General features: G+C 70.2%; 25 protein-coding genes. 12 read left to right on the top strand and 13 right to left on the bottom strand.

From position 1 onward, the window contains the following. Positions 1-49: 49 nt before the first annotated feature. The 3 genes from ACGFIB_RS35915 to ACGFIB_RS35925 all read right to left on the bottom strand — a co-directional run bounded on the left by ACGFIB_RS35915 (position 50) and on the right by ACGFIB_RS35925 (position 2,026). Positions 50-967 carry an NAD-dependent epimerase/dehydratase family protein gene (locus ACGFIB_RS35915; protein WP_357265496.1) on the bottom strand — a complete coding sequence of 306 codons (918 nt, stop codon included), beginning with the start codon at positions 965-967 and terminating at the stop codon, positions 50-52. Positions 968-1,121: 154 nt separating this feature from the next. After that, positions 1,122-1,388: a mycothiol system anti-sigma-R factor gene (gene rsrA, locus ACGFIB_RS35920; protein ID WP_357251124.1), complete on the bottom strand. Its 267-nt coding sequence runs from the start codon at positions 1,386-1,388 to the stop codon at positions 1,122-1,124. Continuing rightward, the gene (locus tag ACGFIB_RS35925; RefSeq protein ID WP_142575685.1) at positions 1,385-2,026 is read right to left on the bottom strand and encodes a sigma-70 family RNA polymerase sigma factor; all 642 of its coding nucleotides are present in this window, start codon (positions 2,024-2,026) and stop codon (positions 1,385-1,387) included. Before ACGFIB_RS35925 ends, rsrA begins: the two co-directional genes overlap by 4 nt. A 248-nt stretch (positions 2,027-2,274) precedes the next feature. On the opposite strand from ACGFIB_RS35925, the gene ACGFIB_RS35930 reads away from it, so the two are divergent. Continuing rightward, positions 2,275-3,015 (top strand): class I SAM-dependent methyltransferase, encoded by a 741-nt coding sequence (locus tag ACGFIB_RS35930; protein ID WP_142575686.1) that lies wholly within the window; start codon positions 2,275-2,277, stop codon positions 3,013-3,015. Positions 3,016-3,032: 17 nt separating this feature from the next. On the opposite strand, the gene ACGFIB_RS35935 is transcribed toward ACGFIB_RS35930, so the two are convergent. The 3 genes from ACGFIB_RS35935 to ACGFIB_RS35945 all read right to left on the bottom strand — a co-directional run bounded on the left by ACGFIB_RS35935 (position 3,033) and on the right by ACGFIB_RS35945 (position 5,915). Then, complete coding sequence (locus ACGFIB_RS35935; protein WP_142575687.1) at positions 3,033-3,365, bottom strand: TraR/DksA family transcriptional regulator; 333 nt, start codon at positions 3,363-3,365, stop codon at positions 3,033-3,035. A gap of 200 nt (positions 3,366-3,565) precedes the next feature. Then, entirely contained in the window at positions 3,566-4,969 is a 1,404-nt protein-coding gene (locus ACGFIB_RS35940; RefSeq protein WP_393377888.1) for a hypothetical protein, read from the bottom strand. A 184-nt stretch (positions 4,970-5,153) separates the two neighbouring features. Further along, entirely contained in the window at positions 5,154-5,915 is a 762-nt protein-coding gene (locus ACGFIB_RS35945; RefSeq protein WP_142575689.1) for an SOS response-associated peptidase, read from the bottom strand. A gap of 80 nt (positions 5,916-5,995) precedes the next feature. Here ACGFIB_RS35945 and aroA point away from each other — a divergent pair, with 80 nt between their 5' ends. Next, the gene (aroA, locus tag ACGFIB_RS35950) at positions 5,996-7,354 is read left to right on the top strand and encodes a 3-phosphoshikimate 1-carboxyvinyltransferase (protein WP_357265492.1); all 1,359 of its coding nucleotides are present in this window, start codon (positions 5,996-5,998) and stop codon (positions 7,352-7,354) included. 111 nt (positions 7,355-7,465) lie between these two features. Continuing rightward, positions 7,466-8,494 carry a ribosome small subunit-dependent GTPase A gene (gene rsgA, locus ACGFIB_RS35955; protein ID WP_357251249.1) on the top strand — a complete coding sequence of 343 codons (1,029 nt, stop codon included), beginning with the start codon at positions 7,466-7,468 and terminating at the stop codon, positions 8,492-8,494. Between the two features lie 42 nt (positions 8,495-8,536). Here the strand turns inward: rsgA and ACGFIB_RS35960 are convergent, their stop codons facing one another. Further along, on the bottom strand, positions 8,537-9,175 hold the full coding sequence (locus ACGFIB_RS35960; protein WP_393377892.1) for a LysE family translocator: 639 nt from the start codon (positions 9,173-9,175) through the stop codon (positions 8,537-8,539). A 166-nt stretch (positions 9,176-9,341) separates the two neighbouring features. Here ACGFIB_RS35960 and ACGFIB_RS35965 point away from each other — a divergent pair, with 166 nt between their 5' ends. After that, a complete protein-coding gene (locus ACGFIB_RS35965; RefSeq protein ID WP_393377895.1) occupies positions 9,342-10,679 on the top strand; it encodes an aminotransferase-like domain-containing protein in 1,338 nt (445 codons plus the stop codon). Between the two features lie 2 nt (positions 10,680-10,681). Here ACGFIB_RS35965 and ACGFIB_RS35970 read toward each other — a convergent pair whose 3' ends face one another. Continuing rightward, a complete protein-coding gene (locus ACGFIB_RS35970) occupies positions 10,682-11,125 on the bottom strand; it encodes a DUF4442 domain-containing protein (protein ID WP_393377897.1) in 444 nt (147 codons plus the stop codon). An 81-nt stretch (positions 11,126-11,206) separates the two neighbouring features. Here ACGFIB_RS35970 and hisN point away from each other — a divergent pair, with 81 nt between their 5' ends. Both hisN and ACGFIB_RS35980 read left to right on the top strand, forming a co-directional pair. Continuing rightward, on the top strand, positions 11,207-11,992 hold the full coding sequence (gene hisN, locus ACGFIB_RS35975; protein WP_142575695.1) for a histidinol-phosphatase: 786 nt from the start codon (positions 11,207-11,209) through the stop codon (positions 11,990-11,992). Positions 11,993-12,168: 176 nt separating this feature from the next. Then, positions 12,169-12,918, top strand: a complete 750-nt coding sequence (locus ACGFIB_RS35980) for an NPCBM/NEW2 domain-containing protein (protein WP_393377899.1) — start codon at positions 12,169-12,171, stop codon at positions 12,916-12,918. A 126-nt stretch (positions 12,919-13,044) separates the two neighbouring features. On the opposite strand, the gene ACGFIB_RS35985 is transcribed toward ACGFIB_RS35980, so the two are convergent. Next, entirely contained in the window at positions 13,045-13,383 is a 339-nt protein-coding gene (locus tag ACGFIB_RS35985) for a YciI family protein (protein WP_393377901.1), read from the bottom strand. A 9-nt stretch (positions 13,384-13,392) separates the two neighbouring features. Beyond that, entirely contained in the window at positions 13,393-13,833 is a 441-nt protein-coding gene (locus ACGFIB_RS35990; protein WP_357251107.1) for a VOC family protein, read from the bottom strand. Positions 13,834-13,920: 87 nt separating this feature from the next. On the opposite strand from ACGFIB_RS35990, the gene ACGFIB_RS35995 reads away from it, so the two are divergent. Next, positions 13,921-14,370, top strand: a complete 450-nt coding sequence (locus ACGFIB_RS35995) for a winged helix-turn-helix transcriptional regulator (RefSeq protein ID WP_142575699.1) — start codon at positions 13,921-13,923, stop codon at positions 14,368-14,370. A gap of 69 nt (positions 14,371-14,439) precedes the next feature. Here the strand turns inward: ACGFIB_RS35995 and ACGFIB_RS36000 are convergent, their stop codons facing one another. Next, positions 14,440-15,276, bottom strand: a complete 837-nt coding sequence (locus tag ACGFIB_RS36000) for a fructosamine kinase family protein (RefSeq protein WP_393377905.1) — start codon at positions 15,274-15,276, stop codon at positions 14,440-14,442. Further along, entirely contained in the window at positions 15,263-15,721 is a 459-nt protein-coding gene (locus tag ACGFIB_RS36005) for a low molecular weight protein-tyrosine-phosphatase (protein ID WP_393377908.1), read from the bottom strand. The genes ACGFIB_RS36000 and ACGFIB_RS36005 overlap by 14 nt, the downstream gene beginning before the upstream one ends. 164 nt (positions 15,722-15,885) lie before the next feature. Between ACGFIB_RS36005 and pstS the strand changes: the two genes are divergently transcribed. From pstS to ACGFIB_RS36030, 5 genes are read left to right on the top strand one after another with little or no spacing between them, the layout of a single operon-like run. Then, on the top strand, positions 15,886-17,001 hold the full coding sequence (pstS, locus tag ACGFIB_RS36010; protein WP_142575702.1) for a phosphate ABC transporter substrate-binding protein PstS: 1,116 nt from the start codon (positions 15,886-15,888) through the stop codon (positions 16,999-17,001). A 4-nt stretch (positions 17,002-17,005) separates the two neighbouring features. Then, the gene (pstC, locus tag ACGFIB_RS36015) at positions 17,006-17,986 is read left to right on the top strand and encodes a phosphate ABC transporter permease subunit PstC (RefSeq protein ID WP_142575703.1); all 981 of its coding nucleotides are present in this window, start codon (positions 17,006-17,008) and stop codon (positions 17,984-17,986) included. After that, on the top strand, positions 17,983-18,867 hold the full coding sequence (pstA, locus tag ACGFIB_RS36020; protein WP_142575704.1) for a phosphate ABC transporter permease PstA: 885 nt from the start codon (positions 17,983-17,985) through the stop codon (positions 18,865-18,867). The genes pstC and pstA overlap by 4 nt, the downstream gene beginning before the upstream one ends. Before the next feature lie 3 nt (positions 18,868-18,870). Beyond that, complete coding sequence (gene pstB / locus ACGFIB_RS36025; RefSeq protein ID WP_142575705.1) at positions 18,871-19,647, top strand: phosphate ABC transporter ATP-binding protein PstB; 777 nt, start codon at positions 18,871-18,873, stop codon at positions 19,645-19,647. A 37-nt stretch (positions 19,648-19,684) separates the two neighbouring features. Beyond that, the gene (locus tag ACGFIB_RS36030; RefSeq protein WP_393377911.1) at positions 19,685-20,395 is read left to right on the top strand and encodes a response regulator transcription factor; all 711 of its coding nucleotides are present in this window, start codon (positions 19,685-19,687) and stop codon (positions 20,393-20,395) included. A gap of 61 nt (positions 20,396-20,456) precedes the next feature. Here the strand turns inward: ACGFIB_RS36030 and ACGFIB_RS36035 are convergent, their stop codons facing one another. Beyond that, positions 20,457-21,506, bottom strand: coding sequence for a phosphotransferase family protein (locus tag ACGFIB_RS36035; RefSeq protein WP_393377912.1), 1,050 nt, complete (start codon positions 21,504-21,506; stop codon positions 20,457-20,459). Positions 21,507-21,818 lie beyond the last annotated feature (312 nt).

Here is a 21,818-nt window from a genome sequence, read left to right on the forward strand (position 1 = left end):
GCGGGACGGACGCGGGACGGACGCGGACCGGCGAGCCGGGCGCACGCGATCAGACCAGCGCCTGACGGGCCCATGCGACGGTGGCCTCGAGGCCGGTCGGCAGGTCGTGCCGGGGACGCCAGCCCAGGGCCTCGTACGCCGGGGCGGGATCGACGGCCATCGCGGGGAGATCGCCCATGCGCGGGGGCTCGAAGCGCGGCTCGTCCGGCGCTCCGGCCGCCGCGGCGATCAGGGCGTGCAGCTCACGGTCGGTGGTCTGGACGCCCGTGCCGAGGTTGACCCGGCGTCCGTCCCCCTGGGGTCCGCAGGCGCGGGCGAAGCCGTCCACCACGTCCTCCACGAAAACGTAGTCGCGCGTCTGGGAGCCGTCGCCGTACACGACCGTGGGCTTCCCCGCCAGCAGGGCGTCGGTGAAGATGGCGACCACCCCGGCCTCGCCCTCGGGCGACTGGCGCGGCCCGTAGACGTTCGACAGCACGAGCGTGGTGTATTCGAGCCCGTGCAGCGCCCGGTAGGTGGCGAGGTACAGCTCACCGCCGAGCTTGGAGGCGGCGTACGGCGAGCGGGGATCGGTGGGGGCGTCGCCCGGGACCGGAATCACGGCCGGCCTGCCGTAGACGGCGACGGAGGAGGCGTAGACGACCTTGCGGGCCCCGGCGCGGCGGGCGGCCTCCAGGACGTTCACCGTGCCCTCGACGTTGATTTGGGCGTCGGTCACCGGGTCGGCCACGCTCCTGCGCACGCTGATCTGCGCGGCGAGGTGACAGACGACCTCCGGCCGCCAGCGTTCGGCGAGCTCCGCGAGCGCGGGGTCACGCACGTCCATGACATGGAGGGGGACGCCGGGGTTGCGCACGTGGCCGGACGACAGGTCGTCCACCACCGCGACCTCGTGACCGTCCGCCAACAGCCGATCGACGAGGGTCGACCCGATGAAGCCCGCCCCGCCCGTGACCAGTGCCCGCATGTCCCCGCCCTTCCCGGCCTGTACCGGAAGATCCTAACGAGCATTGCCCCGGCACTGCCCGATCAGGCCCCCGCGACGCCGGCACGGCCCGCGGGGCAGGACGCGGCGAGGAGGGGCCGTGCCACCCGGCCGTCGCCCCTCGGAAACCGCCGGACTATTCGGCCATCTCGGCGCGTGCCTGCTCGATCCGGGTGAGCACCTTGCTGCGCAGGTCCTGCGGAACGGGGTCGCATCCGCAGTGTTTGGCCACGAGCCGCTTGACGGCCTCCTCGAGGCCGTACTCCTCCAGGCAGGGAGAGCACTCGTCGAGGTGCTTCCTTATCTCGGCGATGCGGTTGCTGTCCAGCTCACCGTCCAGGTAGGTGTACACCCGGTCGAGCACCTCGCTACACGGGGTGTCGTGGTGGTTCCCGCAGCTCATCGCTCCTCCTCGCCAAGCGTCCCGCCGAGACCCGCACCGCGGGAGTCCGACCGCACGAGGCCGCGCTCCCGCGCGTAGTCCTCGAGCTGGTTGCGCAGCTGCCGGCGACCCCGGTGGAGGCGCGACATCACGGTCCCGATGGGCGTGCCCATGATCTCGGCGATCTCCTTGTACGGGAAGCCCTCAACGTCCGCCAGATAGACGGCGATGCGGAAATCCTCGGGGAGCGTGGCGAGTGCGTCCTTCACGTCGCTGTCGGGAAGGTGCTCAAGCGCCTCGATCTCGGCCGACTTCAGGCCGCTGGACGTGTGCGACTCCGCCCGGGCGAGCTGCCAGTCCTCGATCTCCTCGGTGCCCGCCTGCTTGGGCTCCCGTTGCTTCTTCCGGTAGCTGTTGATGAAGGTGTTGGTGAGGATGCGGTAGAGCCAGGCCTTGAGGTTCGTCCCCTCCTGGAACTGGTGGAAGGAGGCGAACGCCTTGGCGAAGGTCTCCTGCAGGAGGTCCTCCGCATCCGCTGCGTTTCGGGTCATCCGGAGTGCGGCCGAGTACAGTTGGTCGAGAAACGGCATGACGTCGCGCTCGAACCGCTCACTGCGCTGCTCCAGAGTCTCCTCCGCTGTCTTGGAGACCGGACCCACCCCCTTAAGGACACCGTACCCAGCCGAGGATACCGGCCCGGCAAGGTCGAGCCCGTCGAGGCCTTCTGGCAGCACCAACGTCTTCATGCCCAACTGCAACAGGGCAGGCGTAGAGTCTGTTCCCGGTGCAGATTGAGGTGACGAACGACCCGGTGCGGGGAAAAAAGCTAGCACCGGCTTGGTAGCCCGGAAACCGAGTTTCGCTGCCACACGCCCATGCGGGGGCAGCCAGAGTCCAGGAGCCGCTCGTGCTGCCTATACCGGCCAACGAACTCAACGGCCCGGGCACACTCGGGCCGTACTGGACCTTTTATCACGCGGTCGTGGCCGAACAGCTGCGCCAGTGGCTGCCCGGCCGCCCCTCTCTGCTGCTGGACCTGTCCGGCGGACGGGGACGGTGGCCGGCCCAGGCGGCGCGCGCCGGTCACCGGGTGATCGAGGTCATGGACTTCCGCAGGTCGGCTGAGCCGTGGCTGCGCGACGCGTCCGACCGCATACAGAAGGTGCGCGCCGACAACCTCGGCTTCCTGCCCGACGGCTGCGTGGACGGCGTGATCGCCGAGGAGCGCGTGTTGTCGGTCGAGATCATGGCCGAGTCCGTCATCGAGGACGTGGCCCGGGTGCTGCGGCCCGGCGGGCGCGCGCTGCTGTGCGTCGACTCGCTGGTCCTCGGGATGGCGATCCTGGCCGAGCAGAACTACTGGGCGCACCTGTGCCAGACGGGCGAGGTCATGCTCATCCCCTGGCCCGACGGCAGCATCACCCGCTGCTTCACCAGCCAGCAGATCCGCGAGCTGATCACCGGCGCCGGCCTTGAGGTGGAGTGGGTGCGCCCGCGCACCGTGCTGTCTCCCTCCACCGTCGACCACGTGCTGAGCGCGGAGAGCAAGTCACTGTCCTGGCTGGTCCGCACCGAGCTCGAGACCGAGGCCGACGGCGACGACACCGTCGGCATCCACCTGGTGGCCAGCGCCCGCAAGCCGATGTGAACGCCCTCCCGGGCGGGTCACCGGCGGCGCTCGGTCCTCGACTGGCATCCCACGCAGCGGGCCGCCTCGGGGCGGGCCTCCAGCCTGCCCTCGGGCACGAGCGTGCCACAGTCGACGCAGCGGCCGTAACCGCCGTCGTCCAGCCGCCGCAGCGCGGCCAGCACCGCCGTACGCTGCCGGGACGCGGCGTCGAGCATGGCCCTGGTCCGGTCGGCGTCGGTGAGGTCGGCTCCCGCGTCGGGGAGGGATCTGTCGCGCCCGGCGGCCGGATCCCCGCGCAGCACGTTGATCGACCGGTCCAGCTCGGCGAGCATGCTTTCCAGGCGCATACGCGCGGTCGCGGCGTCCACGGATCCGCACCTCCGGGAGTGGGGGAATCACCCGTCCAGGAGCCCCCGGTCTCCTGGACGTTCAGCGGCCGGTCACCTTCCGTGCGACCGCTTTCTCGAACGGATGCCCACTTCGCGCGCCGTTTACACCCCTGACCTGCTCGGCAGCCGTCCCCGGTGCGGGCTCACCGGTCCAGGCTCATTGGGGGGTCGCAGGGGGCTCACTGGCGCGGGGGCAAGCCGATGAGGTGCGTCGCGCCGAGGAAGAAGGCCGCGCGGACGTTGTCGTCGCCGACAAGGTCACGGATCGCCACCGCCGAGCCCCCCGCCTCGCCGTAGCCGACCTTGAGGAACGACGGGTCCGGCTGCTTGGTCACGTCGAGTCCCTTGAGCAGGACCTGCGCACCCCTGCCCGACTTGGACACCGCGTCCCAGAGCTGGGTGTAGACGTCCACGGTCAGCAGGTCGACGAAGCCCTCGCCGATGATCTGGCTGTGCCGGATCCCCTCCGCCGTCTCCCTGAACCGGGGGTGGGCGAGCCGGTGCATCAACTCGTGCACGAGCGTTCTGATCACCCGCCAGCGCCAGTCGGACTTCGTCCCCCACGCGGGGCTCGGGAAGATCGGCTGAACGGAGATGTTGCCCTCGCCTCCGCTGTGCGCCGCGGTCAGCTTGACCATGGCCCCGACCCTCCTGCTCAGGGTCAGGTCCGTCGACAGGCGCTCCTGCAGCAGGGCGCGCAGCGTCTCCCGGTCCTCGGCGCGGGTGGCGTCGTAGTTCGCCTTGACGAGCAGCGCCCCTCGTTGCTTGTCCCAGCCGACCGCCTGCGCCCTGTTCATCATCCAGTTCAGCCGCTGGGCGGGCCCGGCGGGCAGCTCCGCGGTGCTCTGCAGGCGCTCGCTGTAACGGAAGCCGTCGAAGTACGGCCCTTCCTCCCAGGAGTCGGCGTACGGCCGCAGTCCGACGGCGACGAACGTCTGGAGGAAGTCGGCGATTCGCCTGAGGTGATCGAGCGACTCCGGCTCGGACTTCGTACCCGTGGGCGGCGCCCAGTGCCGGAGCTGCTCGTCCACCACCTTCGCCAGCAGATCGGGCAGCTCCTTGAGCACGTTCTCCTGCAGCGGCCCGACCTTCGTCTCTCCCCTGCCGTCCTGGTCGGACCCGGGAGGGTTGTAGATGAGGTTCAGCTTCGCCGTCACCGCCGTGTCGGGCGGGGCGAGCTTCCGGACGACCGCCCCCCTCACCCAGCCGCTCGCCCGCAGCACCTCCCGTTCGAACGCGTCGTTCTCGGCGCCCGGCATGGCCGTACGCAGGGTCGCCCGGCCTACCAGGCGAGACACCGCCGCGGTGTGGTCGAAGTCATCGGGGAGAACGTCCCGGTTGGCGCCGTACAGGTAGAGGGCGTGGGCCAGCCAGAGCTGGTCCTCACCCTGGTACTGCGCGATCTGGGACCACAGGTCGATCTCGAGCCCGGTGAACAGCTGGTGGACGCGGTTGAAGTAGTCGGGGTACTTGTTCGCGGGAAGCGCACGCAGCTTCGTGTAGTCGACCGTCGCCGTCAGCGGCCCGAAGCCGACCGATCTCGGCTCGGCCGGTGTGCCCGTGATGTCGTTCGTCAGGGACATGTAACGCTCCAAATAACTGAGAGTGGCGAGTTACGTACATGTCGTGCAAGCGCCACCGGAGCGTACGTCCGGCCCTGACTCCGATCAACGGGTTGTCCGCCATAGGACAGCGCCAGAGGACCGATGAGGGCGCTCCGCCCGTGGCCGGGCCCGGAACGTCCCGCCGAATCAGCCGGAGGGGCCGTCAGAACAGGCGCGGGACGTCGTCGCCTTCCAGGGGCTCGACGAGCTCGGGGCCGTTGTGGCGGACGCTGTTGACGACGTCCGACACGGCGTACGCCTCCAGCCGGTCCGGGCCGGCCGGGACGAGCAGGCCGGTGGGGTCGGTCACGCGCGGGTCGAGCCACTCCGTCCAGCGGTCGCGCTCGACCATCATCGGCATCCGGTCGTGGATGCGGCCCAGCTTGTCCGTCGCCGTGGTGGTGATCACCGTGCAGGTGCACAGCCACTTCAGCGGGTCGTCGTCCGGTCGGGTGGGGTCCTTCCAGAACTCGTACAGGCCGGCCATCGCCAGCACGCCGCCGTCGGCGGGATGGATGAAGAACGGCTGCTTCTTCCTGCCCTCCAGCGGCATCCACTCGTAGTAGCCGTCCGCCGGGATCAGGCAGCGCCGCGACTTTAGCGCCCTGCGGTAGGACGGCTTCTCCGCCACGGTCTCCACCCTGGCGTTGATCATGCGCGAGCCCACCGACGGGTCCTTGGCCCAGCTCGGCACCAGCCCCCACCGGACCACCCGCAGCTGCCTGACGGGCTCGTCGCCCGGGCTCTCGCCGCCGTCGTCCTTCGGCACGCGGCACATCACCGCGTAGACGTTCTTCGTGGGCGCGACGTTGTAGTCGGGCCGGAGCTCGCCACCGGGCACCTGGTCGGGCACCCCGTCCAGCTCGACCTGGAACTCCTCCAGCAACTCCTGCTTCTTGCGCGCAGACGCGTACCTCCCGCACATGCCCCCAAGACTGCCACTCGCGCGGGCCGCACGCGCTCTCACGACAGTGCGGGCGAGTGCGCGCAGACTAAGCTTGCGCCATGGCCTCTCCGCAGTCCGCGTCCGGCGGCGCCGTGCCGCACGGCATCGATCGAAACGGCGTCGAGAAGAACGCCGCCGCACCGCTCTGGCCCGCCCCGCCGGCCGCCGGGCCGGTCCGCGCGACGGTCCGCCTGCCCGGCTCGAAGTCGGTGACCAACCGCGCGCTGCTGCTCGCCGCGCTGGCCGACGCCCCCGGCACCGTACGGCTCGCGCTGCGCAGCCGCGACGCCGACCTGATGGCGGCCGCGCTGCGCTCGCTCGGCGCCGAGATGGCGCCGTCCAACGAGAGCGCCGACAGCGTGGACTGGGCGGTGACCCCGCATCCCGTACGCGGCGGGGCGTCGGTCGACGTCGGACTGGCCGGGACCGTCATGCGGTTCGTGCCGCCGGTCGCCGCGCTGGCCGACGGACCGGTCTTCTTCGACGGCGACGCGCACGCGCGCAAGCGGCCGATGGGCCCGATCCTGGGCGCGCTGCGGGCGCTCGGCGCGTCGGTGGACAACGACGCCCTGCCGTTCACGATCCGCGGTCCGATTCCGGGCGGCGAGGTCGCCCTCGACGCCTCGGTCTCCTCGCAGATGGTCTCCGGCCTGCTGCTGGCCGCCGCACGCTTCGAGAAGGGCGTGACGGTGCGGCACAGCGGCCCGCCCGTCCCGTCGATGCCGCACATCCAGATGACCGTGCAGATGCTGCGCCAGGCGGGGGTCGAGGTGGACGACTCCGAGCGTGACGTGTGGCGGGTGCAGCCCGGCCCGATCCGGGCCAGGGACGTCACGGTCGAGCCCGACCTGTCCAACGCCGCTCCCTTCCTCGCGGCGGCTCTGGTCACCGGAGGCTCCGTCGTGGTGCCGGACTGGCCGGAGGAGACCACGCAGGGCGGCGACGCGCTTCGCGGGCTGCTCGCCGAGATGGGCGCGCGGGTCGAGCGGGCGCCGGAGGGCCTGCGGGTGACCGGCGAGGGCACGGTGCGCGGCATCGACGCCGACCTGCACGACGTCAGCGAGCTCACCCCCACGATCGCGGCGCTGGCCGCGCTGGCCGACGGACCGTCCCGCATCCGGGGCGTGGCGCACATCCGGGGGCACGAGACCGACCGGATCACCGCCCTCGCCACGGAGGTCAACCGGCTGGGCGGCGACGCCCGGGAGACCGACGACGGCCTGGAGATCCACCCCCGGCCGCTGACCGGCGGCGTCTTCCACTCGTACGCCGACCACCGCATGGCCACGGCGGGCGCGGTCATCGGCCTGGCCGTGCCGGGCGTCGAGGTCGAGGACATCGCGACGACCGCCAAGACGCTGCCCGAGTTCCCTCGCATGTGGGCCGCGATGCTGGGCAGCGAGGAACACCGGGCATGAGCGAGCGGATCAGGAAGCACAGCGCGATTCGCTCATGCGACTCCGAACCGCCGGGCGAGGAGACGACATGAGCGGCCGACCGGTCCTCGTCGCACGATCGGGGCGCGGACACTGAGTAAGCGGCAGTACGACGAGGACGACGTCAGGGTCAGGCCGGGCAAGGGCTCGCGGCCCCGGACGCGGATCAGGCCTGCCCACAGCGAGGCGATCGAGGGCTTCGTGGTGGCCGTCGACCGCGGGCGTTACACATGCCTGGTCGGCGAGGGCGTCCCCCACTCCACGACACCGAAGAAGCGGAGGGGCGAGCGTGCGCTCATCGTGGCGATGAAGGCCCGCGAGCTCGGCCGCAAGGGCATCGTCGTCGGCGACCGCGTGGCGTTGGTCGGAGACGTCACCGGGCAGCCCGACACGCTGGCGCGCATCGTCCGCGTGGAGGAGCGCACCTCGATGCTGCGCCGCAGCGCCGACGACGTGGACGACATCGAGCGCCCCATCGTCGCCAACGCCGACCAGTTGGTCATCGTCACCGCGCTCACCGATCCCCCGCCGCGTCCCCGGATGATCGACCGGATGCTCGTCGCGGCCTACGACGCCGACATCGAGCCGCTGCTGTGCCTCACCAAGGCCGACCTGGCCCCCGCCGACGACCTCGTCGCGCAGTACGAGCCTCTCGGCGTGCCGTACGTGGTCGTGCGCAAGGGCGGCCCGGTCGACGACCTGGGCGAGGCGCTCGCGGACCGGCTCAGCGTGCTGGTCGGGCACTCCGGGGTCGGCAAGTCGACCCTGGTCAACGCGCTGGTGCCACACGCCCACCGGGCCGTGTCCCACGTGAACGCCGTCACCGGCCGCGGCAGGCACACCTCCACCTCCGCGGTCGCCCTGGAACTGCCGGAGGGCGGCTGGATCATCGACACCCCCGGCGTACGCAGCTTCGGGCTCGCCCACATCTCGGTGGAGACCGTGCTCGCCGCCTTCCCCGACCTGGTGGACGCCACCACCGAATGCCCCAAGGGCTGCACCCACCTCGGCGACGACTGCGCCCTCGACCGGTACGTCGCCGAGGGGCACGCGGATCCGGCGCGCCTGGAGTCGCTGCGCCGGCTGCTCGCCAGCCGCGAGGGCTCCCCCGACGAGGACTAGAACGACCGAAGGCTGGAACTGCCAGGGCTGGAACGACGGGGGCTAGAAGGACGCGCTCCGGCTGAAAGCGAGCATTAGGGCGAGCGCTCCGAGCATGCTCCCCATGGCGATCCGCTGGGCTCGCAGCCACGCCGGCCGGTGCGCCAGGAAACCCGCGACGCTTCCCGCGGCCAGCACGATCGACAGGTTCACCGTCGCGGCCACCGCGATCTGGAAAAGGCCGAGGACGACGCCCTGGAAAAGCACGTTCCCCGCCTGGATATCGACGAACTGCGGAATGACAGATATATACAGAATGGCGATCTTCGGGTTGAGCAGATTCGTCATCAGTCCCATGGCGAAGAGCCGGGGCGGCGGGTCGTGCGGCACGTCCCGCACGGTGAACACCGAAGCGCCGCCGGGCCTGATCGCCTTCCAGGCGAGCCAGAGCAGGTAACCCGCTCCGGCCAGCCGTATCGCGGTGAGAACCTGCGGAAACGTGGAGAACAACGCCGCCAGGCCGAGATTCGTCGCCGTCAGATAGACGAGGAAGCCCGCGACGACTCCACTCAAGGAGATGATTCCGGCGCGGCGTCCCTGGCTGATGCTGCGCGAAACGAGATACATCATGTTCGGGCCCGGTGAAAGCACCATTCCGAGTGCCACGGACACGACCCCCAGCACGGCGTTCGGTTCGACCATGATGCCGCCCTTTCCTCTCATGTCGTCAGTGCCGGTCCGGACGGCTTTCTCAGGCTATTGCACCACTCAGAAAGAATGCAATATTCGATATTGCTCTCGGAGCAATATCGTGTTTGAATGCGTTCACCGTGGCACTGCGAACCATGCGCGCGGTGAGGAGGCGGCGGTGGAGGACTACCGGAAGCTGGCCGACGAGGTGGCCGCGGCCATCACCGCCGGGCGGCTCAGGCCGGGAGACCGGCTGCCTCCGCAGCGGGACTTCGCCCGGCGGCGCGGCATCGCCGGCTCCACGGCGGCGCGCGTCTACGCGGAACTGACCCGCCGCGGCCTGACGGTCGGCGAGGTCGGCCGCGGCACCTTCGTCCGCGCCTCCGCCCGGCGTCCCGGAACCGCCCTGGCCGAACCGAGCGGCACCAGGATCGACCTCGAACTCAACTATCCCGTCATCCCCGAGCAGGTCCGCCTGCTCGGGGACGGCATCAGGCCGCTGCTGCGCCCCGATGTGCTGGAGGCGTCCATGCGCCCGGTGGGCGCGGCGGGCACTCCCCACGCCCGCGAGGCCGTCGCGGACCTGCTCGCCCGCGTCGGCTGGCGCCCCGACCCGGCGCGGCTGCTGTTCGCCGGCAACGGGCGCCAGGCGATCGCGGCCGTCATCGCCGCACTGGTCCCGCCCGGTGGGCGGCTGGGAGTCGAGGAGCTCACCTACCCCGTGGTGAAGACGATCGCCGCCCGGCTCGGGGTCGCCCTCGTGCCCCTGCCGATCGACGAGGCGGGCCTGGTGCCCGAGGCGGTGGAGGCCGCCGCCCGCAAGGCTCCGCTGCGAGCGGTCTACCTCCAGCCCACGCTGCACAACCCGTTGTCGCTCACCATGCCGGTCGAGCGCCGCGCCGAGCTCGCGGCCGTGCTCGCGCGGCTGGACGTGCCCGCCGTCGAGGACGGCGTCTGGTCGTTCCTCCGGGACGAGCTGCCCCCGCTGGCCGCCGTGGCGCCCGAGCGCACGATCCTCGTCGACAGCCTCTCCAAGCGGCTCGCCCCCGGGCTGACCGTCGGATTCGCCGTCGTGCCGGAGGCCGTCGCCCCCAAGGTGACCGCGGCGCTGCATTCGGGAGGCTCCGCGCCGCCGCGGTTCGCGCTGGAGGCGGCGGCCCGGCTGTCCGGCGACGGCGTCGTGGAGGCGCTGAGCCGGGGCAAGCGGCGGGACGCCGAGGCCCGGCAGGAGATCGTGACGCGCCACCTGGGCGAGTTCGCCGTCCGCGGCGATCCGCGGTCCTACTACTGCTGGTGGGAGCTGCCGCCTCCGTGGCGGGCCGACACGTTCGTGGCCGCCGCCGCGCGGCACGGCATCGCCGTCACTCCGGCGGCGGCCTTCGCCGTCGGCGACAACCGCACGCCGAACGCCGTCCGCCTCGGCCTGGCCTCACCCCCGGCCACGACGCTGGCACGCGCCCTGGCCACCCTCGCCGGGCTCGCCCGTTCCTCACCGGACGACCTGCTGGCCGAGTGAGGTCACCCCGTGCGGTTGGGACGCAGCGTCCAGGAGACGGTCATCTCCGAGACGACGACGTCGCCGGCGTCGCGGATCTCGACGCCGACGTCGAACTCGGGCCGCTCCCCCGCGTCCAGCCGGGCGACGACCGCCTCCCGCTCGGCCCGCAAGGTGGCGGCGGCGGTGACCTCGCCCATGGCGAGCTTGCGGTAGGCGATCCTCGCCTCGGTCGCCAGCGGCACGGCCCGGGACAGCTGGTCGCCGAAGGCCGACAGCATGGCCGCGCCCGAGGCGGTCTCGGCCAGCGTGAACAGGGCGCCCGCGTGCGGGCCGCCCACGTGGTTGTGCAGGTCTCCCCGGTCGGCCAGGCGGGCGACCGCCGCACCGCCGCCGATCGCGTCGAACGTGATGCCGAGCAGCCGCGCGAACGGGACGCTGTCGAGCATGAAGGCGCCGATGTCCATGGCCGGGATGTTACCGGCAGGTACGGTTCGGGGTGATCCTTCCTCTGATGTCAGCAGGTCGCGGCACGGTACGTTGGGCCTGTGACGGAGTACCGCGACGACTTGCACCTCGCGCATCTGCTGGCGGACGCCGCCGACGACATCACGATGCGCCGTTTCAAGGCCGTGGACCTCAAGGTCGACACCAAGCCCGACCTCACCCCGGTCAGCGACGCCGACCGGGCCGTGGAGGAGGCGATCCGCGGCACGCTGCGCCGTGCCCGGCCCCGCGACGCCGTCGTGGGTGAGGAGTTCGGCATGACCGGCTACGGCATGCGTTCCTGGATCATCGATCCGATCGACGGCACCAAGAACTACGTACGCGGAGTCCCCGTGTGGGCCACGCTGATCGCGCTGATGGAGCACGGCAAGGTCGTCGTGGGCGTGGTCTCGGCGCCGGCGCTCTCCCGCCGCTGGTGGGCCGCCAAGGAGGCCGGCGCGTGGACCGGGCGGAGTATGAGCAAGGCCACGCGCTGCGAGGTGTCCTCGGTCGGCCGCCTCGACGACGCCTCCTTCTCCTTCTCCGACCTGGAGGAGTGGGAGAAGGCCGGACGGCTCGACCCGTTCCTCGACCTCACGAGGGACTGCTGGCGCACCCGCGGCTACGGCGACTTCTGGTCGCACATGATGGTCGCCGAGGGCTCGGCGGACATCTCCGCAGAGCCCGAGTTGTCCCCCTGGGACATGGCGGCGCTCACGATCATCGTGGAGGAGGCCGGCGGCTCCTGCACCGCGCTCGACGGCACCCCGCCCCTCGACGGCGGCAACCTCGTCTGCACCAACGGCCTGCTCCACAACGAGGTCCTCAAGCGCCTGTCCCCGCGCTGAAATTTCGCTCCATGTCCGGATAAATCGTCGAATTTCCGTTGGCGGCGTTATCGATCCGGCGGCATTCGTGCCTTGTCCGTGACAACCGGCTGCCAACCGGCTCGTCGCCGCGCACGTCCAAAAACGGGACGCGTAAGCGGACCGCCTCAGACCACTGCGACGAGCCGGAATTCGATATGAGCGCACCAGCGAAGCCGCGAAGGACAGCCGACGACGAGGGAAAGGAAGAGCGGAAGAACGCACGCAGAATCGCCGTCATCACTGGCGTCTGGGCCTGCGTGGGGACGCTGATCACCGCCGCGTCGGCGGTGACGATCGCCGTGATCAACGCCCCCGACGCCGTGCGGAACGTGGTCGGGGAGAACATCGCCGTGACGCATACGGCGACGGCGACGGTCACCGCCACCGTGACCGCCACGGTGACCGCCGGCGCGGAGGCCACCTCCACCCCCGCCGGCTCCACCCCGGCCGACCCCGGGACGGCCACGCCTCTGGCCAGCAGGGACGCCGTCGGCGTCGCCGGCTGCAGAACGCCGGACGGCTACGGCAACGACTGGGGCGACCGCTCGGTCGCCGTCGCGGGCTCGGACGAACAACTCACCGCCGTCACCTGCCGGGTGAACGAGGCCGGCGCCGTGACGGGCCATCTCGACTACGTGGTTCCCCAGAACGCGACCAGGTTCACGGCGCGCGTCGGAATCGACCGCGTTTCTCCAAACACGTCGGCACAGGTGCGTTTTTCCGTTCTCGACCTGAGCGACCATGTCCTCGCACAGCAGGTGGCGACGTACACGAATGCGCCGGAAATCACGGTCCCGGTATCTGGAATTCAGCGGATCCGCCTCAGAATGACCGTCATCAAGAGCAGCGGGGTCACCTCGGCGAACTACTTCCGGGTCGCGTGGATGAACGCCTCCTATCGGTAAGGGCGGCCCGCCTCGCCTCCTGCGCGCCACCCGCAGAGACCAGGCGCCTTGTCGTCCTGGTGCTCGAAGGGCCGCCTGCCGCGAGATGTACGCCAGGAGCTCGCTGATCCCCGGGACCGGGATCGCTCACACGGGGAGGGCGTCTCCGGGGAAGCCGTGGCACGAGTGAACCTCGCAACGCATCATCCCGGCTCGAACGCAGGGGTCCCCGGCCATGATCTCCGTGGCTTCTTCGACCGGCACGGTCATGATCGCGACGCCGGCCACGGTGTCGGAGGCGACCGGGCACAGGATCGCGATCACCCCCTCGGCGCGCAGCGACACCATGCGTCGCTGGTGTTCGAGTTCGATCGCGTCCGCGCCGTCCATGGTCCGCTCCGGTCCCCACTTAAGGAGCGCCAGGCTGTAGGGCTTCGCGGTCGCGGCCAGAGCCCGAATCTGTTCGTCGGTCACGGTCGCGCTCATGATGTCTCCTTACTTCTCGATGCGCTCGGCCAGCGAGACGATGATTCCTTCGGGCCCGCGGACGTAGGCCATCCGCCACACGCCTTCGTATTCGCCGATGCCTCCCACCAGGCCGTAACCGTCGGCTGCGGCGTGGTCGACCGCGGCGTGGAGGTCGTGCACCTCGAAGGCGACGTTGCGCAGGCCCAGCGCGTTGGCCGGCGCGGGCGAACTGGGGAGGTGGTCCGGCCGCGTGAAGCTTGAGAGCTCCAGCGTCGTACCTCCGCCCGGCGCTCGCAGCATGACGATCTCGGTGCGGGCGCCGGTCATGCCGATCACCGTGTCCAGGAACTCGCCTTCGACGGCCATCTTCCGATCGGCCTCCAGACCGAGGCTGACGAAGAACGCCGTCGCGGCGTCGAGGTCGGCGACGGTGATGCCGACATGGTCGAAGCGTTTGATGAATGTCATCGGATCCCTTTCGAGGTTTCTTTAAGAGACGCTAGAAAGGTAGCACCCGAGGTTTCGTAAGGGAACCCCACTTGCTAGATTGCTGTCATGCAGCGAACGCGGTTCGGGGAGATGGCGTGTTCCATCGCGCGCACCTTGGACGTGATCGGCGAGCCCTGGTCGCCGCTGATCCTGCGCGACGTGTGGGCCGGGGTGCGCCGCTTCGACCACATCCAGGCCGATCTGGGGATCTCCCGCAAGGTGCTCACCGAGCGGCTCAACCACCTGGTCGAACAGGGTGTGCTCGAGCGGCTGCCCTACGACGGCCGCCCCCGCTACGAGTACCACCTCACCGCCAAGGGCACCGATCTCGTAGAGATGCTCATGGTGATGGCCCGGTGGGGTGACCGCTGGCTCGCCGGCGAGGCCGGGCCTCCCGTCCTCTACCGCCACCATGCCTGCGGGCAGATCGGCCAGGTCGAGCCACGCTGCAGCCACTGCGGAGAGCCGATGCACGCCGACGACGTCGACCTCCTCCCAGGCCCGGGCGCGGCCTGACGGCCGATGCTTCGGCCCTCGCCGGTGAGGGTCACAAAGCTCGGTGAGGGTCACAAAGCTCGGTGAGGGTTACAGCGCGAGGACGTCACCCGCGGCGGTGAGGAGGCTGCCGCGGTACGCCTCGCCGAACAGGCAGACGTGGACGGCGAGCGGGTGGAGCTGGTGCAGCGGCACGCGCTCGCGCCAGCCGTCCGCGAGGGGCGCCGCCTCGCGGTAGGCGGCGAGGATCGTGTTGAGGTGCGGCGCCCCGAACAGCGTCAACATCGCGAGGTCGGTCTCCCTGTGGCCGCCGTGGGCGGCCGGATCGACCAGCACGACCCCGTCCGCCGACCACAGCAGGTTCCCGCTCCACAGGTCGCCGTGGATCCGGCTCGGCGGCTCGGCCGGCCCGGCGACCTCCGTCACCCGGCCACACGCCTCCTCGACCAGCTCCACATCGGCGGCCGACAGCGCGCCGCGGTCACGCGCGAGCCGTACGAACGGGAGCACGCGGCGGGACGCGTAGAACGACGGCCAGTCCGGCGCGGGCTCGTTGCTCATCGGCAGCTCGGCGATGTAGCCGGGCCAGGGGGCGCCGAAGTCCGCGGCCCCGGCGGCGTGCAGAGCGGCCAGCTCACGCCCGAACCGTTCGGCGGCCCCGGCCGTCGCGGGCACGGTGTCGATCCACTCCAGCACCAGCGCGCCGCCGTCCGCGGCGACCACCTCGGGGACGGCGACCGCTCCCGGCTCGGCCAGCCAGCGCAGCCCCGCCGCCTCGCTGCCGAAGACGGCGGACGCGTCCGCGCCCTTCTCGGCGGCCCCCTCCTTGATTGCGCCCTTCTTGACGAACACCCTGCGGCCGTCGCCGAGCACGCCCTCGTGCAGCCTCCAGGCGTGTCCGCCGCCGAGATCCCTAGTGATCCTCAAGGTGCTTCGCCACCCCCTCGCAGGCGGTCTCGACCATCCGCAGCACCTCGACGAAACCCTCGCGTCCGCCGTAGTAGGGGTCGGGCACCTCGGCGCCCTCGGGAGCCGCCGGGTCGAACGACCGCAGCAGCCGGACGTCCGCGTCCGACGGGGCGATCCGCCGTACGGCGCGCAGATTGTCCCGGTCCATCACGAGGATGAGGTCACGCTCGGCGAACCACGCCCGGTCGAACTGGCGGGCCCGGTGGGACGAGCCGTCGTAGCCGTGGTCGGCCAGCGTCGCCAGGGCCCGCTCGTCCATCGGCTCCCCCGCGTGCCAGCCGCCGGTGCCGGCGCTGTCCACCTCGACGTCGAGCCCGCGCTCTGCCAGCGTACGGCGCAGCACGACCTCGGCCATCGGCGATCGGCAGATGTTCCCCATGCAGACCAGACATACACGCTTCATGAACTCAATCCTCTCCCATAACGCCCGTGACCTGGCCGTTATCTCTTCTGGGGCCGCGCAAGAGCGACCGGGGGCGTTCACTGCCCGTTCACCTTTACCAGGGGTTTAGGTCACCTTGGCTCCCTACCGTCCCTGATGTTGAGAAGACATGGGGAGGAACAACCGTGAAGTATGCAGGCCGGCTCGCCGCCGCCACCATCGTCGGCGTGCTCTCGCTCGCCGCATGCGGGACCGATGACAACACGAGCACCGCGGAGGGCACCTCCAGTGCCGCCGCTGCCGTGCAGGGCGACGACACCCTGAAGGGCACGATCAACGCCGCCGGCTCCTCGGCCCAGGCGAACGCCATCGCGGAGTGGAAGAAGAACTTCCAGTCGTCGAACCCCGGCGTCAGCATCAACTACAACCCGAGCGGCTCCGGCGCCGGCGTCCAGGCGTTCATCCAGGGCACGGTGGCCTTCGCCGGCTCCGACTCGGCGCTGAACGACGAGAAGGGCGAGCCCGCCCAGGCCGACGCCCGCTGCAAGACCGGCAAGGCGATCAACCTGCCGATGGTGACCGGCCCGGTGGCCGTCGTCTACAACCTGCCTGGCACGGATGGTCTCCAGCTCTCGCCGAAGACCATCGCCGGCATCTTCAACAGCAAGATCACGAAGTGGGACGACCCGGCCATCAAGGCCGACAACCCCGACGCCAAACTTCCCTCGACCGCCATCCAGGCGTTCCACCGCTCGGACGAGTCGGGCACCAGCGACAACTTCACCAAGTTCATGAAGGCCACCGCGGACGCCGACTGGCCGTACGAGCCGGCCAAGGCGTGGCCGGCCGAGGCTCAGGGCCAGGGCGCCAAGGGCTCGGACGGCATCGCGTCCAGCATCAAGAGCACCGAGGGCGCGATCAGCTACGTCGAGCTGTCCTTCGCCGACAACTCGCAGCTACAGAAGGCCAAGGTCGCCAACGGCGCCGGCGAGTACGTCGAGCTCACGCCGGAGAGCGCGGGCAAGACCATCGAGGCCGCGGAGATCGCGGGCACCGGCAACGACCTCAAGCTGAAGATCGACTACGCCACCAAGGCCGCGGGCGCCTACCCGATCGTGCTCGTGACGTACGAGATCACCTGCGAGAAGGGCCTGGCGGCCGAGGACGCGCAGCTGGTCAAGTCGTTCCTGACCTACACCGCCAGCGACGAGGGCCAGCAGACCCTGACCAGCCTCGGCTACGCCCCGCTGCCGGCGAGCCTGCTGACCAAGGTCCGCACCGCGGTCGAGGCGATCGCCTAACCAGATGGCGACACCAACCAGAACCAGGGAGAGCGGGCCGGCCATGCGCCGGTCCGCCTTCCGGCGCAGCCGCGGTGACGGCCCGTTCCGCTTCGCCTCCACCGGGGCCGGTATCGTCCTTCTGGCGATCATGGCCGCGATCGGGGTGTTCCTGGTCGTCAAGGCCGTCCCCGCCCTTCAGGCGAACACGTCCCACTTCCTGACCGAGCTGACCTGGCAGCCGAACGCCACCGAGCCCGTCTTCGGCATCGGGGCGCTCGCCTTCGGCACCGTGCTGAGCTCGCTGCTCGCGCTGGTCATCGCCACCCCCGTGGCGGTCGGGGTCGCGCTGTTCATCTCGCACTACGCGCCCCGGCGGCTCGCCTCCGCCCTGGGCTACGTGGTGGACCTCCTCGCCGCGGTCCCCAGCGTGGTGTACGGCCTGTGGGGCGTCACGTTCCTCGTGCCGTTCATGCTCGGCCCGTCGAAGTTCCTCAACGACTACCTCGGCTGGATCCCGCTGTTCGGCGGTGACACCGTGGTCGGCAGGAGCATGCTCACCGCGTCGCTCGTACTCGCCATCATGATCCTGCCGATCATCGCCGCGATCTCCCGCGAGGTCTTCCTGCAGGCCCCCAAGATGCAGGAAGAGGCCGCGCTCGCGCTCGGCGCGACGCGCTGGGAGATGATCAGGATGTCGGTCCTGCCGTTCGGCCGGCCCGGCGTCATCAGCGCCGCCATGCTCGGCCTCGGCCGCGCGATGGGCGAGACGATCGCGGTCGCGCTCATCTTCCCGGCGACCTTCAACATCTCGTTCAAGATTCTCGGCCCCTACGGCAACAGCATCGCCGCCAACATCGCCAACGGCTTCGGCGAGGCGACCGAGGTAGGGCGAGGCGCGCTGATCGCCTCGGGGCTCATCCTGTTCCTCATCACCCTGCTGGTGAACATGGCGGCCCGCTTCGTCATCGCCCGCCGCAAGGAGTACGCGAGGGCCGCCGCGTGACCGTACAGACCGGAATCCAGCCCATCTCCTCGGCCCGCCGGGCCAAGGACCGCCTCGTCCAGGTGCTCGTCTACCTGGCGTTCGCGCTCGCGGTCATCCCGCTGCTGTCGGTGCTGTGGCTCGTCGTCAAGAACGGCATCGGCCGACTCGACATGGAGTTCCTCACCCACTCCATGCGCAACATCGGGGCGCGCGACGCGGGCGGCGGCGCCTACCACGCCATCATCGGCACGCTCGAACAGGTCCTGCTCGCCTCGCTCATCGCGGTCCCGATCGGCCTGCTCACCGCCGTCTACCTCGTCGAGTACGGCGAAGGCGGACGACTGTCACGCACAATCAGCTTCTTCGTGGACGTCATGACCGGCGTCCCTTCCGTGGTTTCCGGGCTCTTCGTCCTGGCCTTCTGGATCCTCGTGCTCGGCATGCCGTTCTCCGGCTTCGCCGGCGCGCTCGCCCTGTCGATCCTCATGATGCCGGTCGTGGTCAGGTCAGCCGAGGAGATGCTCCGCCTGGTCCCTCGGGAGCTGCGCGAGGCGTCGTACGCGCTGGGCGTGCCCAAGTGGCGCACCATCGTCAAGGTCGTGCTGCCCACGGCCTTCACCGGGATCGTGACCGGCGTCATGCTGGCCGTGGCCCGCGTCGCCGGCGAGACGGCGCCACTGCTGCTGACCGTCTTCGTCACCGACTCCATCAACAACGACCCGTTCAACGGTCCCCAGATGGGGCTTCCGCTGTACGTCTTCGATCAGGCCGGCCGCCCCACGGACACCGCGGTCGACCGAGCCTGGACCGGCGCGCTCACGCTGATCCTGATCGTCATGCTGCTCAACCTGGTCGCACGCCTCATCACCTGGTGGCGTTCGCCCGCGAGGAGGAGGTAAGGAATGGCCAAGCAGATCGAGGTCGCGGGCCTCGACGCCTACTACGGCACGCACAAGGCGATCGAGGGCATCTCGATGACGATCGAGCCCCGGTCGGTCACGGCCTTCATCGGCCCGTCCGGTTGCGGCAAGTCCACATTCCTGCGGACTCTCAACCGGATGCACGAGGTCATCCCCGGCGCCCGGGTCGAGGGCAAGGTCCGCCTCGAAGACCAGGACCTGTACGGCGCGGACGTCGACCCGGTGTCGGTCCGCCGGACCATCGGCATGGTGTTCCAGCGCCCGAACCCGTTCCCCACGATGTCGATCTTCGACAACGTGGCCGCGGGCCTGCGGCTCAACGGCCGGCACTCCCGTTCGCAGCTGGACGGCATCGTCGAGGAGTCGCTCAAGGGCGCCAACCTCTGGAACGAGGTCAAGGACCGGCTCAACAAGCCGGGCGCGGGCCTGTCCGGTGGTCAGCAGCAGCGCCTGTGCATCGCGCGCGCCATCGCCGTACGTCCGCAGGTGCTCCTCATGGACGAGCCGTGCTCGGCGCTCGACCCCATCTCGACGCTGGCGATCGAGGACCTCATCTCCCAGCTCAAGCAGGACTACACGATCGTGATCGTGACGCACAACATGCAGCAGGCTGCCCGGGTCAGCGACAAGACCGCGTTCTTCAATCTGGCCGCGCAGGGGCAGCCCGGCAAGCTCGTCGAGATGGACGAGACGTCGAAGATCTTCACCAATCCGGCTGAGAAGGCGACCGAGGACTACATCACGGGCCGCTTCGGCTGACGACCTCTTCCCGCTGACAGCATTGGAGGGACCCCGGGTGACGGCACCCGCAGTGGAGGGGGACACTCGGACGGCGCCCATGCTCCTGGTGGCCGATCCGGACGCGGGTCTGGTGCGGCAGCTCTCGACGGCCATGCAGGACGCGGGCGTCGACGTGACCGGCGTACCGGACGGCGCCCAGGCGTTGCTGCAGGCCGGGGCGCTCCAGCCCGACGCCGTGCTGATCTGCGCCTCCCTCCCGATCGTCGGCCCTCTCGACTTCGTCCGGGCCGTACGGCTCATGCGACCCGTGCCCGTCCTGCTCGGCATCGACTTCGGGAGCGACGCCGAGCAGGCCCTGCAGGCTCTGGAGGCGGGCGCCACGGCATGCGTGGCCAGGCCCTACCGCGTGCCCGAGCTTCTCCCCCTCGTCCAGGCGGCCTTCCGCCGGCAGGACGGCAATCGGACCGTGCTGACGATCGGCGACGTGGAGCTCGACGTGACGGCATACCAGGTGAAGGTCGGCGGACGCCTCGTGCACCTGCCGCTGCGTGAGTTCGAACTGCTGCACTACCTGATGCGCAACGCGGACAGAACGGTCACCCGCGAGCAGATCATGCGCAACGTCTGGCACTCCAACGACGGGATGTCCACCAACACCAACACCATCGCCGTCCACGTCAAGCGCCTGCGCGCGCGGCTCGGCGACGTGGAGGACACGGTGATCCAGACCGTCCGAGGAGTGGGCTACCGGTTGGTCAGCGGCTGAGAGTCCGCCCGCCCCGCCTGCTCAGGAGAAGGTCCGGCCGCTCCGGAGAAGGTCCGCCTTCTCAAGAGAAGGTCCGGCCGAGATGGGCCAGACCCGCCTCCGCGTACGGCCTGATGCCCGTGTGCAGGCCGTACGCGACGTCCTCCAGCAGCGCGCACCGGGCGTAGAAGAGCATCCGCTCGTGGTCCGCGTCATCGTGGTGGCCCTGATAATGCGCCAGTGTCCGCCCGTAGACCTCGGGTCCGAGGTCCCGGTAGACGAGCGCGAGGTCGTAGGCGGGATCGGCGATGGCCGCATCCGTCCAGTCGACGACCCCCGTCACGGCACTGGTCTCGACGTCCACCAGCAGGTGCTCACTGCCCAGGTCGTTGTGGCAGAACGTCAGTGTCTCGGGGTCGGGGGGCACCTCGGCGGCGAGGAACTCCTCGACCAGCCGGCGCTCCTCCGCGGGGAGACGATCGGCGATCTTCTCGTAGTCTCCCTCGGCCTCCTCCCTCAGATCGCGCAGCGGGAAGGCGTCACGCGGCACCAAATCCTCCATCCGCTTCACTGGCGCCGCGTGAAGCCGGCTCAGGAAATCGCCCAGGGGAGCCGCCAGACGCGCGGGCTCCCTGACCGGGTGAAGGTTCAGCGGACGGCCGGGCAGCTTGCGGTACGCGAGAACACCCGCCTCCGCGTCCACGAAAATCGGCCGCGGCACCGGCAGCGGCGACACCTCGCTCACGACGACGAGCAACGCCGCCTCTCGCCTCACCACTTCGGCACGGGAAGCCGAATCGCCGTGGGGCACGGGATCCCTCTGGCGAGCGGGATCACCGTGTTGAACAGCACCACCATGTTGAGCAGGATCACGGTGGAAAGTCGTGTCGTCACGAGGAGCAGCATCGCGGTGGAGAGCCGTGTCGTTATGGTGACCCGCGCCGCTATGGGGAGCCGAGTCATCGATCTTGCTCTGCCGTATGACCAACTCACCGTTGATCTCGTACGCCGCGTTGTCCTGTCCCTCGCCCAGCCGTTCGACGGATCTGACCTCGTAGCCGGGCAGGTGTCGGGCCAGCAACCGGATGAGTCGCTCGGTCACCCCCGTAACCCTAGCCATGTCACGAGCCATGTCACGGTACGGCGGTGAGGGCTGCGCTATGGCGGTATTGGTCTTGGGGTCGGGACGTCCCGCGTTCGAGGCGGGAGGACTTGCGCTTGGGGTCTCGAGGTCGGATGGGTGTGGGAATGTGGTGGGGTCTGAGTGATGGGTCGGGGCCGCGCAGTTGCGGTCCCGTGGCTTGGGACGGCGGGGTCAGGACGCCGGGGCTGAGACGTCGAGGTTGGGACGTCGAGGTTGGGACGTCACTGCGCCGGCCGGAAGGTCCGGTCCTCGCGAAACCCGCTCCGCTGGGCCTTCGCTGCGGTCCTCCCTCCCGCCCGC

Source organism: Microbispora bryophytorum (genome assembly GCF_043197435.1).
GTDB lineage: Bacteria > Actinomycetota > Actinomycetes > Streptosporangiales > Streptosporangiaceae > Microbispora > Microbispora bryophytorum.

What these genes read in the sequence shown, in the direction of transcription:
- ACGFIB_RS35985 (WP_393377901.1), bottom strand. Translation starts at nt 13,383, where the DNA reads ATGAGCGCGACCGTGACCGACGAACAGATTCGGGCTCTGGCCGCGACC.
- ACGFIB_RS35915 (WP_357265496.1), bottom strand. Translation starts at nt 967, where the DNA reads ATGCGGGCACTGGTCACGGGCGGGGCGGGCTTCATCGGGTCGACCCTC.
- ACGFIB_RS35940 (WP_393377888.1), bottom strand. Translation starts at nt 4,969, where the DNA reads ATGTCCCTGACGAACGACATCACGGGCACACCGGCCGAGCCGAGATCG.
- pstB (WP_142575705.1), top strand. Translation starts at nt 18,871, where the DNA reads ATGGCCAAGCAGATCGAGGTCGCGGGCCTCGACGCCTACTACGGCACG.
- ACGFIB_RS35980 (WP_393377899.1), top strand. Translation starts at nt 12,169, where the DNA reads ATGAGCGCACCAGCGAAGCCGCGAAGGACAGCCGACGACGAGGGAAAG.
- ACGFIB_RS35945 (WP_142575689.1), bottom strand. Translation starts at nt 5,915, where the DNA reads ATGTGCGGGAGGTACGCGTCTGCGCGCAAGAAGCAGGAGTTGCTGGAG.
- ACGFIB_RS35970 (WP_393377897.1), bottom strand. Translation starts at nt 11,125, where the DNA reads ATGGACATCGGCGCCTTCATGCTCGACAGCGTCCCGTTCGCGCGGCTG.
- pstC (WP_142575703.1), top strand. Translation starts at nt 17,006, where the DNA reads ATGGCGACACCAACCAGAACCAGGGAGAGCGGGCCGGCCATGCGCCGG.
- ACGFIB_RS35960 (WP_393377892.1), bottom strand. Translation starts at nt 9,175, where the DNA reads ATGGTCGAACCGAACGCCGTGCTGGGGGTCGTGTCCGTGGCACTCGGA.
- ACGFIB_RS36035 (WP_393377912.1), bottom strand. Translation starts at nt 21,506, where the DNA reads ATGGCTCGTGACATGGCTAGGGTTACGGGGGTGACCGAGCGACTCATC.
- ACGFIB_RS35995 (WP_142575699.1), top strand. Translation starts at nt 13,921, where the DNA reads ATGCAGCGAACGCGGTTCGGGGAGATGGCGTGTTCCATCGCGCGCACC.
- rsrA (WP_357251124.1), bottom strand. Translation starts at nt 1,388, where the DNA reads ATGAGCTGCGGGAACCACCACGACACCCCGTGTAGCGAGGTGCTCGAC.
- ACGFIB_RS36005 (WP_393377908.1), bottom strand. Translation starts at nt 15,721, where the DNA reads ATGAAGCGTGTATGTCTGGTCTGCATGGGGAACATCTGCCGATCGCCG.
- ACGFIB_RS35990 (WP_357251107.1), bottom strand. Translation starts at nt 13,833, where the DNA reads ATGACATTCATCAAACGCTTCGACCATGTCGGCATCACCGTCGCCGAC.
- aroA (WP_357265492.1), top strand. Translation starts at nt 5,996, where the DNA reads ATGGCCTCTCCGCAGTCCGCGTCCGGCGGCGCCGTGCCGCACGGCATC.